We start from the raw sequence: 18439 nt of genomic DNA on the forward strand, positions 1-18439 counted from the left end.
TAGGCTCAGTGCACCCTACGCAACCGGCGGCGGTCAGGAGCCTTGCCCTGAATCACCGCAAAACTCCCTGATTCCTGTCCCAGGCAAAGCAACGCTCACTGACTAGTTGCTCCCTCTGCGCTATATCTGTGTGCGCGTTGGTGGGGCAGGGCAGGAGAGGGTGTAAGCAACAATGTGACTAGTGACTGGCTTGACCATGACGAAATGCGGTCAGGCCAATGCTTCCTTTCTTGAAAGCGGTTGATAATGATTCGCGTTAGGGTTAGCATGCCCACTAGAGATTGAGGGATGGCATTCTTATGTACGTATGCATTTGTAAGGGCATTACTGACAACCATATACGGGAAGCGGTCGGCAACGGCTGCGACAGCCTGCGTGATCTTCGTCGGGAACTTGGGGTTGGAAGTCAGTGTGGTAAATGTGCCCGTCATGCCCGCCAAGTGATGCGTGAAGCCCGTAGCGCCAACGAGGCCCCCTCATTCTCGCACCCTTCCTCTGACGGTGTGGTGGTCTACTGGCCGCAAACCGCATAACTAATCGTTCTCATTTACATAAGCGCTTGTATTGCAAGCGCTTTTTTGCATTCCTGCCTTGTCTCTGTCATCTCCTTGCTTAACAATGGGGGTTAACCCAAGTTAAGCGGACGGAGACAACCCCCATGAAAGGCGACGCCAAGGCGATTGAGTACCTGAACCGGGCACTCGGCAACGAACTCGTAGCCATCAACCAGTACTTCCTGCATGCCAAAATGTATAAGGACTGGGGTCTCCAGGCGCTCTACGAGAAGGAATACCACGAGTCCATCGACGAGATGAAACACGCGGACTGGCTGGTAGAGCGCATCCTGTTTCTTGAAGGCATTCCCAATCTGCAGGATCTGGGTAAGCTGATGATTGGTGAAAACACCAAAGAAATGCTCGAGTGCGATCTCAAGCTGGAAAAAATGGCGGTGCCGGACCTGCGTGAAGGTATTGCCTACTGCGAATCCATCCAGGATTACATCAGCCGCAACCTGCTCAAGAACATTCTCGAATCCGAGGAAGAGCACATCGATTGGCTGGAAACCCAGCTTAGTCTGGTCAAGCTGGTCGGCATCGAAAATTACCTGCAAAAACAAATGGAAACCGCAGAAGACTGATTGCTGAATTTTTGAGCGACCGGCGCTTGACTCCCGGCGGGGCTTTGGGAATAATGCGCAGCCTCTCGGGGCGATACAGCAACGAGACATGCACCGGTAGCTCAGTTGGATAGAGCAACTGGCTACGAACCAGTAGGTCGGGGGTTCGAATCCTCCCCGGTGCGCCATATATGACAAGGGCTCGCAGGTTTGCGGGCCCTTTTCTTTTTGGGGTCGGCATCAAAACCAGCATCAAAAAATCCTACCGCGTCGCCTGCTTTTCCCTCGCCAGCCGGTGGTAAACCTGCCGCATCCTCTCCGATTTGTGACCCGCCCAGTGTTCAGAGTCATCGGTCAGGCCTTTGGCCTTCAGATCGTGAAACGTGAACCGCTCCTTCAGGCCTTTGGTCAGGGCCTTGGCCATCAGTCGCTGCCAGGCAGTAGAAAATGCCTCCGGCTTGATGGCGTCCCCGTCTTTGCCGTGCAGCAGCCATGGGCTGATCACACCCCGGTTGATGGCCGTGGCCGCTTTGTAGGCGTCCCGAAGCCGCGGCGTCCACAAAGTCACCTCTGACTCACTGTTTTTGCTCCGCTCCAGGAAAATGCCCCGGTCAGTCACATGCTCCCGGCGCAGGGCAAGAATTTCCCCCTTCCGTGCCCGCATGAGGAACGCCAGCTCCATCATTACGGCCACATAGTCCGGCGCCAGCCCCTGCACCAGATCAAACTCCCAGTCTTCCACGTAGCGCGTGCGGGCCTCCAGCCGGTACCGGCGCACACCCTGGCACGGGTTGGACGCCATCAGCTCCTGCTCAATGGCCCAGCCAAACGCCACAGAAAGGAACTGCAGGTGACGGTTGGCGGTGGTCGGCTTGTCCGCCAGGCTGTCCCGGTACTTGGCGATCACGCCGGCGGAAATCTTATCCAGGGCCACATCCCCGAATCTGGATCCGTTGCGCATAGGCTTTGCCGCGATGGCGTCCACGTACTTCAGGTATTCAGCCCGGGTCTTTGGCTTAATGGGCGCCACCCTGGGGGCCGCCATATAGTCCCTGAGAAGGTTTCCAAGGGTTCGCTTGCCTCCGGTGGCCACTTGTCGCTGATAGGCCTCCAGAATGTCCCTGTGTGGCGCGTCATGGGGCAGGGGGCGCCCATTGGGTGAAGCCAGTGTTATCTGGCCTGAGAAGCGGCCTTTACCCGCATACTCACGCCAGATAACCCGGTTCTTGCTCGAGACCCGGTAAACGTACTCTGGCAGAGCAGAATCCCGCCTTGTGCTGCGACCGCGACCCATCAGGCAAACTCCAAGCCGTCATCGTTGGCGCTGCCACGGGCATTCAGGGCCTGCAGGGTGGTGCACACCCGCCCGCCGGCGCCCCTGTGGTATTCGATGCCCTGCTGGTCCAGCCAGCGAACGAGCGGCGCCCGGGTCTTGAAGTGAGTCCAGGCCAGCAGCTCTTCTTCGGTCACCAGATTCGGATTATCTTTCATGGATCACCTCAATGCAGGCTCTGTGCGCTGATAGCGCCCGGCGCCCCGTTTCGGTCGCCCCAGCTGGTTACCTGAATGCCGGCCTCGGTCATGGTCTCGGCCAGCACCGCTGTTTCCGTGAAGGTTTCCGCGTGGCACTCGTATTCCCGGCCATCCTGGGTGCGGTATCGCACGGAGAAAGGGCAGGCGGGCGCGTAGGGTGCCGGTGCGTACCGGTGCCGGATCGGCTGCCACAGCCAGCGGCGCAGAAAGCGTTTCATCACTCCTTCTCCTTGAGCAGGGCGGCGGCATCGCTTTGGCTCCACTGAAACTCTTTGTCTCTCATCTCTTCATCTAGGCTGAGGTAGTCACACCCGACCGCACTGTTCCAGCCCTCATTGAATGCGTCTCGCAAAGCCTGCCCCAGCTCCGCAATCCTAGCCTCAGCCGCTGCGAGGGCGGTGTCGGCGGCGCGGGTGTTCCATTTCTTTGCTGCTTCCTCATGGCACCATTCGTGACTGAATCTCAAGGCGCCAACCGTGACCCCTTTTGTGCATCCAGGCGCTTTGCACTTAATGGTTACGGTTCGCTTCTTCGTGTGGTCGTTGCCGATAAATAAGGGTTCGGCTGCCTCAGACCCGCAAAACGGGCACGGCTTCAGCTTATCCATCGCTCTCACCTCCGTTATGGGTGGGGCGGGCCTTGCGCTCAATCGAAAATCGCAAAGTATCAAGGTCGTACCCTCGCGCCTCCAGCTCGTCCAGCAACGAAGGATCGAACGCAGGTTGCAGGGTCGAAAGGTTTGTTCGCTGTCTCTCTGAGGCCAGAGAATTAATAACTAAGGCCCTGTCACAGCGCGGGACGTTGTCTCCGTAAAAAATGCAAATATCTACGGCGCCATCAATTTTCCCGCGCTGCACGATTATTTGACCTTCCTTTACCTTTGGCCTTCTATAGATTTTCTTCATCACCCCTCCCCCTCGTCGCCAGCGGTGCGAAGGCGGGTGGCGTCCTGAACTATTTCCCGTGCGCGGTCCATGTGGCACTGGTCAATGGCGAACCCGTCTGTCATTTGTGAAACCGCCTCAACTATCCGGCACATTCCGTTGAAGTCCTCAATCGTCAAGGATTCATTGACAGTTGGCGCAAGGCAGACAGCTTGAAACTTACTCAGGTCGTCCGGTTTAAAGGCATAAAGGTGCTCGCCATTAAGGCGTTTATCGCTTTGCAAACGGGCAACGGCTTGATTTGTTAGATAGCCAATGGGCATCACCTTCCCGGCGTCGGGAACATGATCGGGGGATGGGGCAGAAACCGCATTTTCGGCTGTGTCAGCCAGCTCCAGAATCCATTTGATCCATTCGCCCCGCTGGTAGAAGCAGGGCTCAGAGTCACCCTCGACCCTTACGAGATGGTGGGCTGCACGGTTTATGCTGCGGGTGCCAGATATAAGATCGCGCACAGCCTCCGGCACCGCAACAGATGGCGGGGCGGGGTGGAGATACACAGGGATGCCAGATTGCCATTCTTCCGACGCATCCGGGCGATAAACGGGCATGTGCAACCTGTCACCTGCCCGATAGTCATTCAGGCTGTCGGGGTCCACATAACCAATGGGATCGCTCTGGACTGTCAGGGATTTCTTGACAGTTGGGGCCAGGTACAGAGGCGCAGCATCCGGGAAGGCTTCCGGCTTCTCCCGGCCCCAGATTCTGATATTCCCATTATCGGCAAACACTGCCCATGCCACCGGCACCGCCTCCCCACCATTGGCGCTAAGGGCGGCTTTGACGGCGCTGACCATTTCCCAGTCATTGGCACAGCCCACCAGCTTGCCGATTTCATCCACGATGCCTTTCTGGGTGCGTGCTTCTTGCGCCCATATCTGGGCCTGCAGGACTGCATTATCTTTACCGGTGGGCAATACTGAGCAGTCAATCTCTCCGCACTGAAGCCGCTCAACCAGTTCCATCGCCGTTTCTTCGTCCGCGCCCTTCAGGGCTGCTATCAGCTCAATTGCATTCATCGTATTGCTCCTGAAACTGGCGCCATGCCTGCTGCACGGCTTTGAACTGTTCGGTGGTGCCGCCATGGTCCGGGTGCGTGCTCTTCCGCTTTTGCTGGTAGGCAGCTCGCACGGCGTCGAATTCCGCGCCCTGGGTGACGCCGAGGACGGCCCACCAGGCACTGGCATTTGCGGCGGCAGAAGACGGCAGGGCAGCAAAACCGGAAAACGCCCTCTCCATCATGTCGCTTGCGCCCCAGCGCTCAATGCCGCGCAATGCTTCGATGGTCTTGCGTATGGCCTGGGTGTTGTCTTCCACTTTCCTCCAGCGGTCGCAGGCAAAGGTCATGCTCATGCCTTTGTGCTGGAAGTAGACCGCCACGCCGGAATCCTCAGGCTGACGCTGGTTGGCATACGGCAGGCCATCCCGGCGCAATTCGATGTTCGTGGAAAGAACGATATTCCTGGCCCCCATCAGCCGCAGCTCTTCCATCAGTCCATCACGCGCTTTGGCAAATGAAGTCTGGAATCTGCCATGCTCGGCCCGTTTGCAGCGCGGCCAGCCGGCTGGCCAGCAAAGCGGGAATGCATCTACACTCACTTGTCCGTCTCCTTGCGTTGCTTGTATCGCTCTATCCAGCGCACCAGGCACTGGCGGCCCTGCTCGTTGTCGTCAACGATCGTGCGCATGATGATGCTGCCGTTATCGCGCATGACGCATATCTGCGTGGCTGAGTAGCTCTGAATCTGCATCAGCCGTCCGTCTCCCTGGCCACAAAGGCCGTTGTCTCTCGCAATGCCACCGGCACGGTCTTGCCTTTGCCTACCTTCACCATCACCAGGCGCTGGGCTCGTTTCATGGTCCTTTCAGGGGCGCCCAGTGGCTTGATGCGGTGGGCGGCCAGTTGCTGGATTGTTTCGGGGTTGAGTTTCATAGCGGCACCCCGGACGGGCTGGTGATGAACTTGTGCATAAGCTCTGAGACCCGGTCGCATCGCTCAGCCCAGATAGCGGCATTACTGCTGGTTAGGCCCACTTTCACAATCTGGCCAGCCTCTCCCATAAAGCGGAGCCTTTGACCGATTGCCCTGGGCGTTTCGTCAATGTGAGCGGCAATCACAGCGCAAGGAGACGGCCCTAGCACTCTGACTGCCTCGATGATTCTCTGCTCTAGTGATTGACTCATATCTCTCTCCGTTGTTTATGGATGCGGTGGCCGGGTACGTCTCCGGCGCGGGCTCTCTCCGCTCGTCGTGCATTGCTGTATTCACCGCATAGGTGGTGCGTTCTGGGTGTCGGTGTTCTCGGGAGTCCGTGGCCATCGCCCCGACACGCATCCCTCAGCTTTTTCCAGAACGCACCCCTATGGGGAGGGCCGGTTACGCCGGCCAGTCGGCACGATCTTTGCCCTTTCGGGGCGGCTACCGTGTGCGTAGAAGCCGCTGCGTTCATCTCTTTGCCTACGCTCCATACACTGTCCAACCCAGTGCGGTTGCCTCTGTGCTGATTGCTGCCACCAGTTTCGCCCGGTGGTCCGCGCTCTTAAATGGCTGACCGGTAGGCGGCGGCCAGCCAAACCAGAGGCATAGGAGGAAGATCAAAACCAGATCCATGGTGTTCTCCTGTGCCGTTGTTCATGCTCGTTTATCGACCGGGCCAGTCGGTCAGGTCACGCCCTGAGATTCGCTCCCCTCGCGCCTTTGGCTATCCCCACGGCCTTCCGTGGTTAAGAGGGGGCAAGGAGCCGGGCGCCCTGGCTGCGGGTGTTAACCGCCGCCCGCTGGGCCCATGAATTAGGCGACCCGTTCCAGTTCCTGCTGATTCATTTCCAGCACCCAGGCGGCAGCGGTGTGAACGTCCACCTGAAACTCGGCGGCGATGGCGCGCAGAATGTCCTGGTCAGATGGGCGCACCGGGGGTGCTGTCTTTTCCGGGGCCCGGTATGTGCCGGCCTGTTCGCTATCCACCTGTGCGGGCTGCTCGGCTACCGGTTCGGCCTTGGGCGCATCCTGGGACTGCTGGGCGGCTTTCTCGGCGTCGGCTTTCTGCTGGGCTGCGCGCTCGGCCTTGGCCTTTTCCTCGGCAGCAATGCGCTGGCGCTCAGCTTCCAGGCGGCGCTCTTCTTCCTGCTTGTGCCGGGTGATGCGGCTTTCCACTTCCAGCTTCACCAGTTCGCTGTCTTTCAGGGCCAGCTGCTGTCGGTCGGCGAACAGGAATTCATAGCCAGCGTCGGCAATAGTCTTGGCGTTGGCGCGGATCAGGTCGGCAGCTTCATTGATGGCAATCTTTGCGCGGGCTACTTCGTTGTCCGCTGCATCCTGCAGGGTGGTGATGGTGCGCTTGCCCTTCATGGCCGAATTGAAGTCGGTATTGGCGCGAGGCAGGGCGTAGCCATCCAGAGTGGCTTCCACCTTGCGCTCATGCTCGCCGACCGCCTTGTCTGCATCGCGGGCAATTTCCAGCTTGATGGCCTGCTTTTGGCTCTTAACCAGTTTCTCGGCCATCAGCCGGTTGTCGCGGGCCAGCTTGTGCAGCATGTCCTTGCGGCGCTTGGCGTTGTCCACGGCTTCGACCTGGGCCAGCAGCTGGGCTTCGGCAGAGTCCAGCGCGTCCTCTGCCTTTTTCAGCGCCTTCACCTGGTTGTCCAGGTCGGCAAAGTCCTGGTCAGTCTTCGGCTCCCTTACCAGCACCTCGTCAATGAAGTGCTTCAGGGCAGATTCAAAGCGGTCGAAGTTGTCCACGATGGACAGATCGCCGCTTACCTGAACGGATACTGCCGGCAGGTCTTGAGTGGTGGCACCGGTAACTTCCGGCGCCTTCTCGCGGGGCTGATAGCCGGCCTTGTCTTCATCGAACTGGGCCCAGGCTGCGCGAAGTTTTTTATCTTCCTCGCCGGTGGCCTCCACCATCATGTGGACGCACTGCTTAGGAGTGCCATCAGTGACCATATAGAGAACCCGCTTAGCGCCAACGGCCAGCTGCTGCCAGACCTGGCCGGCATCTTCCGGGGGGAGAACGCCTTCGCGAACCATCTGGGCCTTGTCCTCGTTCCACTGCTTGCACTCCCAGCCGGTTTCCTCATCCATGGTCAGGCCGTCATAGGAAGCGCTTAGGTATCCGTCATCGCTGATGGCAACCACAGGGAAAAGCTCATCGCCAATAATCTCTTCGGCCATGGGGCCGGCCATTCCCTCAACCTTGTGTCCGTTTGCAAAAATCACTTCGCGGACAAAATCTGGAATATCACGCTCTATGCCAGTGGCCTTTGCTTCAATCAGGGCGTTACGCGAAATCTTGCTGGACTGGCCTAGAACAACAGGCGCCTCACTCGCGTTACGGGCATCCATACGGTGGGCCAGCCACTCCGGGCTGCCTTGGGTGACGTTGATGATTTTCATGCGGTTTCTCCTTCAATGGCTTGAGCGGCTATCAGCTCAAGGCGCTGCTGGTCGCTCAGGGTGTATTTGCTTTCCAGGGTGGCCATTACGTCGCTGGCAGATTTTTTGCCGGTTTCAACAAAGCCACGGTATTTGTCGGCGGTTTCCTGCGGGCACTCTGGAAGTTGCGCGGGCTGTTCGTCGCGGATCACATCAGCCGGCCCCATGTCACGCTCTGCCTGCTCGTTTATGCGCTGGGCTTCGTCATCGTCAAAAATGCCGACAAAGCCAAAGGCAAGACGTGAGCACTGGATCATTGTCTTGTGGCGCAGAAACCGCTTGGTGTGGGTTTGCCATGGTCCTTTCATGCCCTGCTTGAAGGGAGCCCGGTAAACTTCGTCCAGGTACTCGCGGACAACCACCGGCCGGTTTCGGTCCTTCCGGTACATGACGCATTCAACCCATTCATGGCAGGGGGAATTTGCGCCTTCTGGGATGACAGTGTTTTCCGAGTATCGGAATTCCATCCCGTCAAACTGAGGGTGGCTGTTGATGATTCGGCTCCAGCCGTCCACGCCCACCACGGGGACGATGCCGTTCTGCTTGTCCGGGAAGGCGTAAATCTCACGGGTAAACGGGTTGAGCTTGTACTGGTCGGCCACAACTAGCAGGGCCATCATCTGTTCATTGCTGGGGGCGCTTCCGTCTCGCTGCTTGAAAGCGGTGCTTTTCAGGGTGTCCAGCATCTTGTTGCTGTCCACTGCGTATCGGTCTGCAAACTTCACCACCAGGCTTTTCTTCTCTACTTGGGCTGCAGCGTTCATTTCCTTCTCCTTGCTCGAATAAAAGGCGGGGCGGACCCCGCAAAACAACAGATCAGCGCTGTCGTTCGTGAATTGCCACTTGCACCGGCTCGGCGCAGTTGTAGTTTTCGGCCTGCTCAGCGGGCCAGATTCCATCGCGCACCATGGCGCAGGTGTGCTGCTCGCTTATCAGTGCGTCCTGGTAGTCCATTTCCCCGGCCATGCACCAGATGGCAACGAGAGCCATCGCAACGGCGGAACCGAGAACAATGTTTCCGTATCTCATGCGGCCAATTCCTCCGTGCTGGGCAGAAAACAGGGCTGCTTAAGCGGTACGCAGATAGCGGCGCGAATCATCCACTCGCAGCGGTCGCAAACGTCCATCATGTGGGTGTCGTCGCGGTAAAAGGCCAGCTGCCAGATACCCTCAATGCGGTTGCGCATAATCACGGCCAGCTGCTGATTGCCCCGGGCGCCAGCATGGGCGCCTTCCCGGGTGAGCGCGTAGATCGCGGCGAATTCGTCATTGGTCACTGGTCTTCCTCCGGGTAGAACTGGCTCCACTGGGGAGCGGTTTGCATAACAAGGTCCGTGAAGCGGTAAATTTCGTACTTCGCAGCTGGCTCCCAGTTACTGTCTTCGTAGCGGGCAGATGCCAGCACCAGCTTTGCAATTCCGTCCAAGTCCAAGCCGTTATCCTTGAACGCCTCAACAAAGGCTTCATTGGTCGGCAGAGTTTCGGACTGCCACTTGAGCTGCTTCAGGCAGACAGGCTGGAAGCGGTAGAACATAGAGTCGGAAACCAGAAACCAAGCCAGCCTCATGAGCGCCGGTGCGGTGCTTTCGTCTTCGTACATCGCGGTAACGAAGTCATCGAAACGGGCTTCCAGTACGTCCAGCATTTCGGTTTCGGCCCAGCCATCCAGGAAATCCAGATCATCCACCGGCAGGGCGTTGTCATAGGCCGCTTGCGCGCTGGCCATGGCTTGCTGGTTTCTGAGGGCTGAGTTCATGTCTGGCTCCGGGCTGTTCGTTTCTAACCGTTTATGGCTAGCCATATTAGGATGGGCTTCAGGTTCGGTCAAGCCGTAAATGGCTAAAATTGAAAGTAGTCCCAAAATGACCGATTGAGGGATTGGGGGCTTTCAGAAGATCATTTAGGCTCGGTCAAACAGATCGGGGAGACAGGGATGAAAAAGAAGACAAAGCAGGTCGAAGCGTTCATTCAAGGGATGCACGAATTTGTAACCAAGCATCCCCAGTTCAGAAAGAAGACCGCCGGGAAAAGCGAAACGCAAATACAGGCAGAAATCAGGCCGATACTGGTTAGCTACCTTGAGAAGTATTTCCAGGAAAAGGGGTACAAGGATTATGTGGCCAAGGCCAATGCGGCTTTCTACTGGGAGGGGCAAGAAGGGATATACGGGAGACAGCGGAAGACGACATTTGGGGCCAGAAATTACCCGGACTTTATCATCACTGCGCCATACCTGGTGGCAATAGAGTACAAGCAAAGCCCAAACGGATCGCTGGTAAAGCAAGGCCTCGGACAGTCAATGATCCATACGCTCTGCGATGAATATGACTTTGTTTATTATCTTTTTCATGACCAGAGCAAAGACAAGCGCATCGAGAAATCTCTCAAAAACAGCCTGGAATCAACTATGATTGAGAGGGCATGGAAGGACTTCAATGTAATGATGCGTTTTGTTTGACTTATATCGTGCGCAGTCAGAAGCAGTTGATTCTGGCTGTGCTCCGGCTAATTGCTCACTTTCATAGAGTCTGCTTTTATCAATTTATTACCTGAGTGTTGACCACCAAAATACGCGACCGATAACCCTGACCTTGCATGCATCTTCAGCGGATAGGTGCTCATCTGGCCACTCATCCTTGTTGTAGCTAACAATTTTCAAGCAGTTACCAGGTAGTCGGTATAGCAGCTTGATTCGCAGCATCCCATCATGATCGATCGCGTACATATCCCCATCTTTAATCGCTGTCTTTGACGTGTCTACGCCAACAGTTGTGCCGTCAAATAAAACGGGCTCCATGCTGCGCCCAGCAACACGTGCGCAGGCAGCAGCAGAAGGATCAACCCCAGCATTGGATAGCGTTCGCTTAGCAAAACGAAGTTTATTGCCGTTGTTTTCGGCCACAACCTGAGTGCCAACACCCGCTGCTAGCTCCACTTCCTTGAATAGAGGCAACTCTACCTCGTCATCACTTACAGGCGTCTCGTCGTCCCAAGGGTCAAAGTCACCGACCCATTCGGCCTCTTTGGCCGGCAGGTCGGCATCATAGAAAAAATAGTGGGGAGGCTTTCCAAGCGCGTCTCCGAGCGCTTTAAGGTTGTCCGTCCTCACATCAACCTCTTGCCGCAGAATTCGACCAATGGTCGTCTGCCCAACCCCGCTCTTTTTGGCGAGGTTGGATTGAGAATTAAGCGTCTTGTGTTCCCGCATAGCCCTATCTAGCTGACGAGCAATCACTTTTCTTAGGTGCATATCCATGCCCGAATATTGCCGTATATGGCTAACCGTTTGTGGCTTGACCCTTTAAGCCATAAAAGGCTAGTATGCTAGCCAAATACGGAGATACCTATGAAAACCCAAGACCTTCTTGCCCATGTCCGCTCACAGCTCAAAAAGCGCCGAGGCAACTGGCAGGCAATAGCAGACGAGTCGGGCGTGCCTTATTTCACCCTCAGCAAGATCGCCAGTGGAGCCACCGAGAATCCCCGCTGGAAGACGCTGGAGAAGCTTTTGCCGCATTTGGAAGACACGGCGGCTTAGCCGCCTGAAGCCTGGCCACGCTGTACCTGAGTCGCAACAGGCACAGCTCCCGTTTTTTGCGCTGCACGGACCACGGCCCCAGTCGGGCCCGAAGATTCAGCAAATACGTTTCAGCAATCAGATCATCCATGGAGCCAGATTAGATGGACGCAATCAGCAAAGTAATGGGGGAGATACCCCAGAGCATTCAAAGGCACGGCACGGCCACTGAGAAGTTGGGCGCTATTTGGGATGCGATTGGCCGCGACCGGGACGTTTGCCAGAGCCGCCTGGCCATCGAGATTGCCAAGGCCTGGGCCGAGTACCACCTGAGCCCGAACATTCCCACGCACAACGAAAAGCAGGCCTGTGAGCGCATCCGCAAAATGTTCTGCCGGGAATCCCCGCTGCACTTCGACTTTGCGCTTGAGGCGTTCATTCCGGCCCTTCCTGAGCCGTATCAGTCTGCCGCCGTGGCAACCATCTTCCCAAGCCGAACAGCCCGCCAGATGGCTGAGGCTGAGTTCTGCGCATGGGAGGCCAATGCCCGGGCCGACAACATCACCGACCGAATCCGTAATGACGTGGTGTTCCACGGCCTGGACAAACTCTCAATCGAGCAGCTGAAGGTGATTGATCGCGCTTATGCGAATGAGGGCGACAGCATTCAGGCAGTGCGCGGAGTGATCCGTGGACAGATCGAGAAGCAGGAAGGTGCGGCACGTGCCCCAAGCAAATTGGAAGCAGTTAACCGATAAAGAAAAAGCCCCGGCGCTTGGTAGGCGTAACCGGGGCTTTCATCTGAAGCAACGAGGTAATCATGCCAAAACACGAAACGAAAAGCCAGAGACACAAGCGGTTGGCCAAACAAGCCGCAAAGCGCATGGCGGGAAAGCCTTGCACCCGGACCAGAAACTGCTGGTTCAAGCACATCAAAGAGGGTTTGCAGTAATGGCCCGTATTCGCACTATCAAGCCAGAATTTTGGACCAGCGAGCAGATCGTTGAATGTTCGCCGAACGCTCGCCTTATGTTCATTGGCCTGATGAATTTCGCGGACGACAACGGCGTTCACCCAGCGAAGCCCATGCGGATCAAGATGCAGGTTTTCCCTGGGGACGCGTTCGACGCTTCGGAAATAGGTGGGTTTCTGCAAGAGCTGGAGGATGCCGGTTTGATCCGTCGCTATGACGTTGATAGCGAACAGTTCCTGATGATAACCGGCTTCACCAAACACCAGAAAATTGACCAGCCCAGCTATAAGTTCCCGTTACCAAACGGAAAAGTGCCCGAAAACCCGAAGCGTCGCCGCAAGCAAGATTCAGAGAGCGATCAAGGAGAGAACGGCAAGTGTTCGGCGAACAATGAGCGAATAGACGGCGAGGGTTCACCCCCGGAAGGGAATGGAATGGAAGGGAAGGGAAAGGAGGGTAGTCCCCCTGAATCCCCCAAGGGGGGGCGAAAGAAACCCGCAACCCCAATCTCTGAAAACTTTACTCCCAACGAGTCCTGCAAGGCTTTGGCTTTGAAGCTCGGTGTTTCGCTGAATAACGAATTGCCGAAGTTTATCAATCACGCCCTGGCCAACGACCGGCGGCAGGCAGACTGGCAGGCAGCGTTCCGCACATGGCTCGGAAAGTCTCCTGACTTCGCGCCACGGGGACAGCAACCAACGGGCGGCCCGGCACGGCCACGGGAGCTGACCCTTGATTGATCAAGCGATGCAAGCGGAAGACGCCATCATCGGCGCTGTGCTGCTGAACAACTCCGTTCTGTCCAGCCTGGACCTGACCGTGGGGGATTTCGTTACCCCGAACGCCAAGACCGTCTGGCAAGCCATCCAGAACGTGGACATGGCTGGGCCTGTTGAGCTGATGACGGTTTGCTCCTGGCTCAAGGAAAACACCGGGGGGCGCGACTGGACGAAGTACCTGTCAGAGCGCCTGCGGAACACTCCCAGCGCTGCCGGGGTGGGCGCCTACGCCAAGGAGCTGCGCAAGGTGCGCCAGAAGCTCGCCGCCACGGAGGCCTGCCAGCAAGCCTTGCAGGAAATCCCCAGCAAGGGCATGGAGGCCATCGACACGCTGATGGGCGCCCTGATGGAGGTGACCGCCACGGCGAAAAACTACGAATACACGATGAAGGAGTCGCTGCGCGCCGCCGTGGACCTGATGGAGCAAGCCCGCAAAGGCGAGGTGAACACCATCCCCACCGGGCTGGCGGATCTGGACCACAACCTAGGCGGCCTGCACCCGTCTGACCTGATCGTCGTGGGTGGCCGTCCTGCCATGGGCAAAACCGCATTCCTGCTGAATCTGGCCCTGAACGCTGGGCACCCGGTCGGGATTATCAGCAGCGAGCAGCCCCACGAGCAGGTGGGTATGCGGACCCTGGCCATCGGGTCCGGTGTCGGTCTCGGCAAGCTGCGCGCCGGGCAACTGACGGCGATTGAGTGGGACGTGCTTCCCAAGACCATTTCCCGGTACACCGATGTGGGAATCCAGATCAACGACCGGTCGGGCATTTCCATCATGGAAGTGGTGCGCCAAGCCCGGAAGTGGAAGCACATGCACGGCATCCGCGCCCTGTACGTCGATTACATCCAGCGCATCAAGTCCACGGACCCGAGAGCCAAGCGCCACGAGCAGGTGGGCGAGGTGGTGCGCCAGATGAAAGAGCTGGCCAGAGAACTGGATATTCCGGTGGTGGCGCTGGCCCAGGTCAGCCGGGACGTGGACAAGCGCAGCAACAAGCGCCCCGGCATGGGCGACATGTCCGACAGCTCCGAAATCGAGAAGGAAGCCGACCAGATCATGTGCCTGTACCGGGACGAGGTTTACAACCCGGACAGCCAGGACAAGGGAATTCTGGAAGTGCTTATCGAGAAGAACCGGCACGGCCCGACCGGCAATGTTCGGACGTACTGGTCAGGCGCCAATCAGCGAGTGCTCAACGTGGCACGGGAGGCGGTATGAAACACAACGCAGCAACCCAACGCGAAAGAATCCGGCAGTACCTGTACCGGTGCCAATTCGGCGCCACTCGCAACGAGATCCACCGCGACACCGGCCTGATGGTGCAGACCCTGTGCCGCCGCCTGCGCGAACTGGAAGACCTGGGCCACATCGCCGGCATTCAGCGCGTTATCTGCCCGGAAACCGGCGTGCTGAACAAAAACTACCGGCTCACCGGTAACCAGCGGGCGGCCATGACGCGCAAAGCGGGGAGGGCGGCGTGACCAACACAGATCGAATCCTGACCCTGCTGCAAGACGGACCTATGAGCCGAGGCGAGATAGCCCGGTGCTTGGGTCTGCCTCCGAAAAAGACCCAGTGGGTGCTGGTGAACATGCGGGACAAGGGGCTGGTAGAGCTGATCGGTCAGGGCCGCTTCTCCCGCTGGTGCCTGCCGGGTCAGGCGCCGAATAACGTGGCGGATCTGGTGGCCCAGCATGAGCAGAACGCGGTTACACGGTATTTGTCGGGGGCGCTATGACCGTATTCAACGACCAGGAGGCGGCAGTGGAAGAGCTGGAGTGGCTGACAAACACCACCGAAAAGGCCCACGTCATTGTTCGCGCCGGTAGCGGAGAGGAGTACCGATGGCGCGTGGTGCCGCAGTCTGAGGCTGGGAAGCGTCAGGCGCTGGTTATCTGTACGCCAAGGTATCGGGGGTGCGCATGAGCAGAGAGAAGGTTTACCGGCTGCGTGAGGACAACTTCAAGCGCGCCCTGGGCCATGCCGAAGGCTTGCTGGCTGAGCAATTCCGCAAGGGGCGGCAGGCGCTGGAAATGGCCTTGCGTGAGCCCAAACGGTCACTGGATCAAAACGCCAAGCTCTGGTGCCTGCTGGAGGATGTGGCCTGTCAGTGCACGCTGATCATCAACGGCGAGAAATGCACGGCCACCCGGGAAGAGTGGAAGGACGTGTTTACCGCAGCACTGAAACGAGAAAACCGCATCGCCATGGGTATCGACGGCGGGGTGGTCATGCTCGGCCACAGCACCAGCAAGATGCGCAAGGCGGAATTCTCGGAGCTGATTGAGCTGATCTACAGCTACGGCGCCGAAAACGGCATCCACTGGAGCGAGAAGGCCCAGGCCGTCTACGCCGAATACCGGGGGGCAGCATGACAGACCAAACCGGACTTCAGTTCCTTGCTTTCGTCCTGACAGTCATCGCCATGGGTGCCACCGGGTACAACCGTGACTACGTGGGGCTGGGCCTGTCCGGCTTCATGTTTGGGCTGCAGATCGCTGCGCTGGGGGTGGTGTGATGGGAAAGCAGTCTCAGAGGAAGCAGCAAATGTACCGGGACGGCTTCAAGGATGGGGCGGCAGGTCGGCGCTGGCGATGGAAGCGTCATCCGCTGATGAGGCACTACCTGCGCGGCTACAGAGCAGGAGAAAAGGAGTTGGCCGCCAAGCGCAGGGCAAAAACGTGGTGGTTTCGCGTATTGCGCTGGTTATGCCAGAAATTTGGAGCCCGGTGATGTACCGCTGCTGGCTAGTAACTCGCAACGGCAAGCGTCTGGCCTACATGGTCGGGGACGCCATAGACCGCGCTGAGGCGCTGAAATTTGCACGGTTCCACTGGCCGGAGGCTGATGTGGAGCCCAACGAACTGTCGAGGGTGGAATGACGCTGAAAGCGACCCGCCGCAAGTGCAAAGCCTGCCGGGAGTGGTTCAAGCCGGTGATGGCCTCGCAACTGGTGTGCTCGATTCCGTGCGCCAAGGCGGCTGGCCCATCCCTGAAGGCGAATAAGCGGGCGGCAGAGAGGCGCAAAGAGACCCGGGAGGCCAAGCGCCGACTCAAGACCCGCTCCGACCACATGCGGGACGCACAGAAGGCATTCAACGCCTACATCCGGGAGCGGGACCAGGGCCGGCCGTGCATCAGTTGCGGGCGCAATGACGGTGAGGTCCGGGCGCAGGCCGTGGGCGGCACATGGGACTGCGGCCACTACCGGTCAGTAGGCGCCAGCCCGGAACTGCGATTCGAGCCCCTGAACGCACACCGGCAGTGCAAGCGCTGCAACCGGGACATGTCCGGCAGGGTGGTGGATTACCGCATCAACCTGATTGAGCGCATCGGGCAGGCTGCCGTGGACTGGCTGGAAGGCCCTCACGACGCGAAGAAATACACAATCCAGGATCTCATCGAGATCAAGCTGGCATTCACGAAGATGAAGCGGGAACTGGCGAAGGAGAGGGCAGATGTCTGAAGCGCAAGAGGTCACCATCTACGCTGAGGCGCGCTTTGCGCTTGAACAGTGGGGGATATGGTCGAGAACTGCAGGGCCGGCACCCAAGGGGGCAATCAGCTGGATGGGGCCTATCGTAGACCGCCAGATAGGCCAGATAGTGGATGACGATGGCCGCCCGGTGCAGGTGTGGGAGGATGCGGCCTGCCAGAGCTTTGACGAGCATGTCATGACCCACATTCGGCAGCACAATCCGCCGGCGTTTATGGCGCTGAAACTGTACTACGCCTTCCCTGATGGCGATGACTACCGAGCACTGAGTAAGACGGTGTTGGCAAAGCGCTTGCGGGTGTCCAGGGTCACCGCAATCAAGCGGCTCGAAATCGGCGAGAGCATGGTGGCTGCCATGCTGGCCATGGCCGCATAACTGCCCATTTGTTCACTGTCAAAATAACGCTGGCAATTAGTTGACTGACTAACAGTCCAGTGGTACAAAACAGCTATGGTTGCCAGAGGTGACCGAAACAATTTGATTTCGTTGGCCGACCCTTCCCTCGAACCCATTGGCCAGCATCCCCCAAACCCGCCTTGTGCGGGTTTTTCTTTTTCTGCCCCGATGGGTTGGGAGTCTCCCGACCGCCCGGGGCTTTTTTGTTTCTGGAGCCTGCAATGGACTGGGACAGATTCGCCAACTTCCAGCCGCATGAATTCGTGTGCTCCCACACCGGCAAGAACGGCATGAAGCCGGGCTTTATGGAAAAGCTGCAAGCTCTGCGCACTGAGTACGGCAGGGCCATGACCGTGACAAGCGGTTACAGGCACCCGACTCACCCCATTGAGGCCCGCAAAGCCTCCCCTGGGGCGCATGCCAGTGGCCGGGCTGCTGATATTGCAGTGAGTGGTGGCGAAGCCCTGAAAATCATTGAGCTGGCCCTAAAACACGGCTTTACCGGGATCGGCGTAAATCAGAAGGGTGACGGTCGCTTTATCCACCTGGATGACCTGAAGCATGAAGCCGGCCGGCCCCGCCCTTGGGTGTGGAGCTACTGATGGCCCGCCTGTACCGGTTCATCAGCAGCAACGCCCTTGTGGTCCTGGTCCTGCTGATAGAGGGGGCCGTAGCGTTCGCCTGGGTGACCTACCGGGTGTTCGGAGACAATCCGCCGGACATCAGCGGCGGCACGGCCACGGCTTACGGGGCGTTTCTGGCTATCCCGCCGGCCCTCATTAAGTTTTGGCAGTGGCGCCGGGAGCAGAAATGACTTGGCTCACACTGTTCAACCGTATTGGCCCGTATCTAGCGGTACTGGCCATTGTTGGCGGCATCGCCTTTGGCGGCTGGTATGGCCGGGGGCTCTACGAGGACAGCCAAGAGCTATCCGAGCTGAAGGGCGCCCAGAAGGCCATCAAGGCGGCTATGGCTCGTGAATCCGGAATTGCGCAAGAGGTAGAGGCCAAGCTGGCCACTCTCAAGGCCAACCAGACGGTCATCGACCGGGGAGTTATCCGTGAAGTGGTTAAGCCTGTTTATCAGCGCGTTTGTTTTGAGCCTGAGCTTGTCCGGCTGCTCAATCTGGGGCCAGAAGCATCAGCCGAAGCCCTATCAGCAGAACCTGCTGGCGAAGTGCCCGGTGAAGCTGGCGCCGCTGAGTGACGGCACAGCCCGTTCCGTGGCCCTAGCCATGAACCAGT

Annotated in this window: 33 protein-coding genes and 1 tRNA gene; 19 read left to right on the plus strand and 15 right to left on the minus strand. The window is 58.2% G+C overall.

Translation table 11 applies throughout. The features are described 5' to 3' along the window. Positions 1 to 299 precede the first annotated feature (299 nt). The 3 genes from B3Q33_RS02065 (at position 300) to B3Q33_RS02075 (ending at position 1305) form a co-directional block, all read left to right on the plus strand. On the plus strand, positions 300 to 533 hold the full coding sequence (locus B3Q33_RS02065; protein WP_273009307.1) for a bacterioferritin-associated ferredoxin: 234 nt from the start codon (positions 300 to 302) through the stop codon (positions 531 to 533). Between the two features lie 125 nt (positions 534 to 658). Next, on the plus strand, positions 659 to 1138 hold the full coding sequence (bfr, locus tag B3Q33_RS02070; RefSeq protein WP_035246724.1) for a bacterioferritin: 480 nt from the start codon (positions 659 to 661) through the stop codon (positions 1136 to 1138). A 90-nt stretch (positions 1139 to 1228) separates the two neighbouring features. Then, positions 1229 to 1305 (plus strand) — tRNA-Arg (locus B3Q33_RS02075). Between the two features lie 74 nt (positions 1306 to 1379). Here the strand turns inward: B3Q33_RS02075 and B3Q33_RS02080 are convergent. The 14 genes from B3Q33_RS02080 to B3Q33_RS02145 form a co-directional block, all read right to left on the minus strand. Next, positions 1380 to 2078 (minus strand): tyrosine-type recombinase/integrase, encoded by a 699-nt coding sequence (locus B3Q33_RS02080; RefSeq protein WP_273009309.1) that lies wholly within the window; start codon positions 2076 to 2078, stop codon positions 1380 to 1382. Between the two features lie 332 nt (positions 2079 to 2410). Then, entirely contained in the window at positions 2411 to 2608 is a 198-nt protein-coding gene (locus B3Q33_RS02085) for a DUF4224 domain-containing protein (RefSeq protein ID WP_273009311.1), read from the minus strand. Positions 2609 to 2616: 8 nt separating this feature from the next. After that, a complete protein-coding gene (locus B3Q33_RS02090) occupies positions 2617 to 2868 on the minus strand; it encodes a hypothetical protein (RefSeq protein WP_273009313.1) in 252 nt (83 codons plus the stop codon). Further along, the gene (locus B3Q33_RS02095) at positions 2868 to 3257 is read right to left on the minus strand and encodes a Lar family restriction alleviation protein (RefSeq protein WP_273009315.1); all 390 of its coding nucleotides are present in this window, start codon (positions 3255 to 3257) and stop codon (positions 2868 to 2870) included. The genes B3Q33_RS02090 and B3Q33_RS02095 overlap by 1 nt, the downstream gene beginning before the upstream one ends. Then, positions 3250 to 3555: a hypothetical protein gene (locus tag B3Q33_RS02100; protein ID WP_273009317.1), complete on the minus strand. Its 306-nt coding sequence runs from the start codon at positions 3553 to 3555 to the stop codon at positions 3250 to 3252. The genes B3Q33_RS02095 and B3Q33_RS02100 overlap by 8 nt, the downstream gene beginning before the upstream one ends. Beyond that, the gene (locus tag B3Q33_RS02105) at positions 3555 to 4613 is read right to left on the minus strand and encodes a hypothetical protein (protein ID WP_273009318.1); all 1059 of its coding nucleotides are present in this window, start codon (positions 4611 to 4613) and stop codon (positions 3555 to 3557) included. The genes B3Q33_RS02100 and B3Q33_RS02105 overlap by 1 nt, the downstream gene beginning before the upstream one ends. Beyond that, positions 4600 to 5193, minus strand: coding sequence for a J domain-containing protein (locus B3Q33_RS02110; RefSeq protein ID WP_273009320.1), 594 nt, complete (start codon positions 5191 to 5193; stop codon positions 4600 to 4602). Before B3Q33_RS02110 ends, B3Q33_RS02105 begins: the two co-directional genes overlap by 14 nt. Then, positions 5190 to 5345 (minus strand): hypothetical protein, encoded by a 156-nt coding sequence (locus B3Q33_RS02115; protein ID WP_273009322.1) that lies wholly within the window; start codon positions 5343 to 5345, stop codon positions 5190 to 5192. Before B3Q33_RS02115 ends, B3Q33_RS02110 begins: the two co-directional genes overlap by 4 nt. Beyond that, positions 5345 to 5527, minus strand: a complete 183-nt coding sequence (locus tag B3Q33_RS02120) for a hypothetical protein (RefSeq protein WP_273009323.1) — start codon at positions 5525 to 5527, stop codon at positions 5345 to 5347. The genes B3Q33_RS02115 and B3Q33_RS02120 overlap by 1 nt, the downstream gene beginning before the upstream one ends. A gap of 858 nt (positions 5528 to 6385) precedes the next feature. Beyond that, complete coding sequence (locus tag B3Q33_RS02125; protein WP_273009325.1) at positions 6386 to 7990, minus strand: hypothetical protein; 1605 nt, start codon at positions 7988 to 7990, stop codon at positions 6386 to 6388. After that, positions 7987 to 8793, minus strand: a complete 807-nt coding sequence (locus B3Q33_RS02130; RefSeq protein WP_414631546.1) for a recombinase RecT — start codon at positions 8791 to 8793, stop codon at positions 7987 to 7989. The genes B3Q33_RS02125 and B3Q33_RS02130 overlap by 4 nt, the downstream gene beginning before the upstream one ends. A gap of 52 nt (positions 8794 to 8845) precedes the next feature. Continuing rightward, on the minus strand, positions 8846 to 9058 hold the full coding sequence (locus B3Q33_RS02135; protein ID WP_273009326.1) for a hypothetical protein: 213 nt from the start codon (positions 9056 to 9058) through the stop codon (positions 8846 to 8848). Beyond that, positions 9055 to 9306, minus strand: coding sequence for a hypothetical protein (locus B3Q33_RS02140; protein WP_273009327.1), 252 nt, complete (start codon positions 9304 to 9306; stop codon positions 9055 to 9057). Before B3Q33_RS02140 ends, B3Q33_RS02135 begins: the two co-directional genes overlap by 4 nt. After that, positions 9303 to 9785: a hypothetical protein gene (locus B3Q33_RS02145; protein WP_273009329.1), complete on the minus strand. Its 483-nt coding sequence runs from the start codon at positions 9783 to 9785 to the stop codon at positions 9303 to 9305. The genes B3Q33_RS02140 and B3Q33_RS02145 overlap by 4 nt, the downstream gene beginning before the upstream one ends. Positions 9786 to 9962: 177 nt before the next feature. On the opposite strand from B3Q33_RS02145, the gene B3Q33_RS02150 reads away from it, so the two are divergent. After that, positions 9963 to 10487 (plus strand): hypothetical protein, encoded by a 525-nt coding sequence (locus B3Q33_RS02150; protein WP_273009331.1) that lies wholly within the window; start codon positions 9963 to 9965, stop codon positions 10485 to 10487. An 87-nt stretch (positions 10488 to 10574) separates the two neighbouring features. Here the strand turns inward: B3Q33_RS02150 and B3Q33_RS02155 are convergent, their stop codons facing one another. Continuing rightward, a complete protein-coding gene (locus B3Q33_RS02155; RefSeq protein WP_273009333.1) occupies positions 10575 to 11285 on the minus strand; it encodes an XRE family transcriptional regulator in 711 nt (236 codons plus the stop codon). A gap of 90 nt (positions 11286 to 11375) precedes the next feature. Here B3Q33_RS02155 and B3Q33_RS02160 point away from each other — a divergent pair, with 90 nt between their 5' ends. From B3Q33_RS02160 to B3Q33_RS02230, 15 genes are all read left to right on the plus strand, one after another. Then, positions 11376 to 11567: a hypothetical protein gene (locus B3Q33_RS02160; protein ID WP_273009335.1), complete on the plus strand. Its 192-nt coding sequence runs from the start codon at positions 11376 to 11378 to the stop codon at positions 11565 to 11567. Positions 11568 to 11710: 143 nt separating this feature from the next. Next, positions 11711 to 12304: a hypothetical protein gene (locus B3Q33_RS02165; RefSeq protein ID WP_273009337.1), complete on the plus strand. Its 594-nt coding sequence runs from the start codon at positions 11711 to 11713 to the stop codon at positions 12302 to 12304. Continuing rightward, positions 12270 to 13259, plus strand: coding sequence for a hypothetical protein (locus B3Q33_RS02170; protein WP_273009338.1), 990 nt, complete (start codon positions 12270 to 12272; stop codon positions 13257 to 13259). The genes B3Q33_RS02165 and B3Q33_RS02170 overlap by 35 nt, the downstream gene beginning before the upstream one ends. Further along, the gene (locus B3Q33_RS02175) at positions 13252 to 14520 is read left to right on the plus strand and encodes a replicative DNA helicase (protein ID WP_156493044.1); all 1269 of its coding nucleotides are present in this window, start codon (positions 13252 to 13254) and stop codon (positions 14518 to 14520) included. Before B3Q33_RS02170 ends, B3Q33_RS02175 begins: the two co-directional genes overlap by 8 nt. Beyond that, the gene (locus B3Q33_RS02180; protein WP_273009340.1) at positions 14517 to 14783 is read left to right on the plus strand and encodes a hypothetical protein; all 267 of its coding nucleotides are present in this window, start codon (positions 14517 to 14519) and stop codon (positions 14781 to 14783) included. Before B3Q33_RS02175 ends, B3Q33_RS02180 begins: the two co-directional genes overlap by 4 nt. Beyond that, positions 14780 to 15040: a winged helix-turn-helix domain-containing protein gene (locus B3Q33_RS02185; RefSeq protein WP_273009342.1), complete on the plus strand. Its 261-nt coding sequence runs from the start codon at positions 14780 to 14782 to the stop codon at positions 15038 to 15040. The genes B3Q33_RS02180 and B3Q33_RS02185 overlap by 4 nt, the downstream gene beginning before the upstream one ends. Next, positions 15037 to 15228 (plus strand): hypothetical protein, encoded by a 192-nt coding sequence (locus B3Q33_RS02190; RefSeq protein ID WP_273009343.1) that lies wholly within the window; start codon positions 15037 to 15039, stop codon positions 15226 to 15228. The genes B3Q33_RS02185 and B3Q33_RS02190 overlap by 4 nt, the downstream gene beginning before the upstream one ends. Further along, complete coding sequence (locus B3Q33_RS02195) at positions 15225 to 15677, plus strand: recombination protein NinB (RefSeq protein WP_273009344.1); 453 nt, start codon at positions 15225 to 15227, stop codon at positions 15675 to 15677. Before B3Q33_RS02190 ends, B3Q33_RS02195 begins: the two co-directional genes overlap by 4 nt. Then, the gene (locus B3Q33_RS02200) at positions 15674 to 15820 is read left to right on the plus strand and encodes a hypothetical protein (protein ID WP_273009346.1); all 147 of its coding nucleotides are present in this window, start codon (positions 15674 to 15676) and stop codon (positions 15818 to 15820) included. Before B3Q33_RS02195 ends, B3Q33_RS02200 begins: the two co-directional genes overlap by 4 nt. 190 nt (positions 15821 to 16010) lie before the next feature. Next, a complete protein-coding gene (locus B3Q33_RS02205; RefSeq protein WP_273009348.1) occupies positions 16011 to 16184 on the plus strand; it encodes a hypothetical protein in 174 nt (57 codons plus the stop codon). Then, positions 16181 to 16768 (plus strand): recombination protein NinG, encoded by a 588-nt coding sequence (locus B3Q33_RS02210; protein ID WP_273009350.1) that lies wholly within the window; start codon positions 16181 to 16183, stop codon positions 16766 to 16768. Before B3Q33_RS02205 ends, B3Q33_RS02210 begins: the two co-directional genes overlap by 4 nt. After that, positions 16761 to 17174 carry a hypothetical protein gene (locus B3Q33_RS02215; RefSeq protein WP_273009352.1) on the plus strand — a complete coding sequence of 138 codons (414 nt, stop codon included), beginning with the start codon at positions 16761 to 16763 and terminating at the stop codon, positions 17172 to 17174. Before B3Q33_RS02210 ends, B3Q33_RS02215 begins: the two co-directional genes overlap by 8 nt. A gap of 242 nt (positions 17175 to 17416) precedes the next feature. Continuing rightward, a complete protein-coding gene (locus B3Q33_RS02220; RefSeq protein ID WP_273009354.1) occupies positions 17417 to 17797 on the plus strand; it encodes a YcbK family protein in 381 nt (126 codons plus the stop codon). Then, a complete protein-coding gene (locus B3Q33_RS02225) occupies positions 17797 to 18009 on the plus strand; it encodes a hypothetical protein (RefSeq protein ID WP_273009356.1) in 213 nt (70 codons plus the stop codon). The genes B3Q33_RS02220 and B3Q33_RS02225 overlap by 1 nt, the downstream gene beginning before the upstream one ends. Continuing rightward, positions 18006 to 18401 carry a hypothetical protein gene (locus B3Q33_RS02230; protein WP_273009358.1) on the plus strand — a complete coding sequence of 132 codons (396 nt, stop codon included), beginning with the start codon at positions 18006 to 18008 and terminating at the stop codon, positions 18399 to 18401. Before B3Q33_RS02225 ends, B3Q33_RS02230 begins: the two co-directional genes overlap by 4 nt. Positions 18402 to 18439 lie beyond the last annotated feature (38 nt).

The organism is Alcanivorax sp. UBA3183 (genome assembly GCF_002364155.1).
Lineage (GTDB): Bacteria > Pseudomonadota > Gammaproteobacteria > Pseudomonadales > Alcanivoracaceae > Alcanivorax > Alcanivorax jadensis.

Excerpts from the sequence above, each read along its gene's own strand:
- B3Q33_RS02150 (WP_273009331.1), top strand. The coding sequence starts at position 9,963 with ATGAAAAAGAAGACAAAGCAGGTCGAAGCGTTCATTCAAGGGATGCAC.
- B3Q33_RS02120 (WP_273009323.1), bottom strand. The coding sequence starts at position 5,527 with ATGAAACTCAACCCCGAAACAATCCAGCAACTGGCCGCCCACCGCATC.
- bfr (WP_035246724.1), top strand. The coding sequence starts at position 659 with ATGAAAGGCGACGCCAAGGCGATTGAGTACCTGAACCGGGCACTCGGC.
- B3Q33_RS02125 (WP_273009325.1), bottom strand. The coding sequence starts at position 7,990 with ATGAAAATCATCAACGTCACCCAAGGCAGCCCGGAGTGGCTGGCCCAC.
- B3Q33_RS02155 (WP_273009333.1), bottom strand. The coding sequence starts at position 11,285 with ATGGATATGCACCTAAGAAAAGTGATTGCTCGTCAGCTAGATAGGGCT.
- B3Q33_RS02180 (WP_273009340.1), top strand. The coding sequence starts at position 14,517 with ATGAAACACAACGCAGCAACCCAACGCGAAAGAATCCGGCAGTACCTG.
- B3Q33_RS02225 (WP_273009356.1), top strand. The coding sequence starts at position 17,797 with ATGGCCCGCCTGTACCGGTTCATCAGCAGCAACGCCCTTGTGGTCCTG.
- B3Q33_RS02105 (WP_273009318.1), bottom strand. The coding sequence starts at position 4,613 with ATGAATGCAATTGAGCTGATAGCAGCCCTGAAGGGCGCGGACGAAGAA.
- B3Q33_RS02190 (WP_273009343.1), top strand. The coding sequence starts at position 15,037 with ATGACCGTATTCAACGACCAGGAGGCGGCAGTGGAAGAGCTGGAGTGG.
- B3Q33_RS02135 (WP_273009326.1), bottom strand. The coding sequence starts at position 9,058 with ATGAGATACGGAAACATTGTTCTCGGTTCCGCCGTTGCGATGGCTCTC.
- B3Q33_RS02205 (WP_273009348.1), top strand. The coding sequence starts at position 16,011 with ATGCCAGAAATTTGGAGCCCGGTGATGTACCGCTGCTGGCTAGTAACT.
- B3Q33_RS02115 (WP_273009322.1), bottom strand. The coding sequence starts at position 5,345 with ATGCAGATTCAGAGCTACTCAGCCACGCAGATATGCGTCATGCGCGAT.
- B3Q33_RS02210 (WP_273009350.1), top strand. The coding sequence starts at position 16,181 with ATGACGCTGAAAGCGACCCGCCGCAAGTGCAAAGCCTGCCGGGAGTGG.
- B3Q33_RS02100 (WP_273009317.1), bottom strand. The coding sequence starts at position 3,555 with ATGAAGAAAATCTATAGAAGGCCAAAGGTAAAGGAAGGTCAAATAATC.
- B3Q33_RS02095 (WP_273009315.1), bottom strand. The coding sequence starts at position 3,257 with ATGGATAAGCTGAAGCCGTGCCCGTTTTGCGGGTCTGAGGCAGCCGAA.
- B3Q33_RS02090 (WP_273009313.1), bottom strand. The coding sequence starts at position 2,868 with ATGAAACGCTTTCTGCGCCGCTGGCTGTGGCAGCCGATCCGGCACCGG.
- B3Q33_RS02215 (WP_273009352.1), top strand. The coding sequence starts at position 16,761 with ATGTCTGAAGCGCAAGAGGTCACCATCTACGCTGAGGCGCGCTTTGCG.
- B3Q33_RS02130 (WP_414631546.1), bottom strand. The coding sequence starts at position 8,793 with ATGAACGCTGCAGCCCAAGTAGAGAAGAAAAGCCTGGTGGTGAAGTTT.
- B3Q33_RS02230 (WP_273009358.1), top strand. The coding sequence starts at position 18,006 with ATGACTTGGCTCACACTGTTCAACCGTATTGGCCCGTATCTAGCGGTA.
- B3Q33_RS02145 (WP_273009329.1), bottom strand. The coding sequence starts at position 9,785 with ATGAACTCAGCCCTCAGAAACCAGCAAGCCATGGCCAGCGCGCAAGCG.
- B3Q33_RS02165 (WP_273009337.1), top strand. The coding sequence starts at position 11,711 with ATGGACGCAATCAGCAAAGTAATGGGGGAGATACCCCAGAGCATTCAA.
- B3Q33_RS02080 (WP_273009309.1), bottom strand. The coding sequence starts at position 2,078 with ATGCGCAACGGATCCAGATTCGGGGATGTGGCCCTGGATAAGATTTCC.
- B3Q33_RS02195 (WP_273009344.1), top strand. The coding sequence starts at position 15,225 with ATGAGCAGAGAGAAGGTTTACCGGCTGCGTGAGGACAACTTCAAGCGC.
- B3Q33_RS02160 (WP_273009335.1), top strand. The coding sequence starts at position 11,376 with ATGAAAACCCAAGACCTTCTTGCCCATGTCCGCTCACAGCTCAAAAAG.
- B3Q33_RS02220 (WP_273009354.1), top strand. The coding sequence starts at position 17,417 with ATGGACTGGGACAGATTCGCCAACTTCCAGCCGCATGAATTCGTGTGC.
- B3Q33_RS02065 (WP_273009307.1), top strand. The coding sequence starts at position 300 with ATGTACGTATGCATTTGTAAGGGCATTACTGACAACCATATACGGGAA.
- B3Q33_RS02200 (WP_273009346.1), top strand. The coding sequence starts at position 15,674 with ATGACAGACCAAACCGGACTTCAGTTCCTTGCTTTCGTCCTGACAGTC.
- B3Q33_RS02085 (WP_273009311.1), bottom strand. The coding sequence starts at position 2,608 with ATGAAAGATAATCCGAATCTGGTGACCGAAGAAGAGCTGCTGGCCTGG.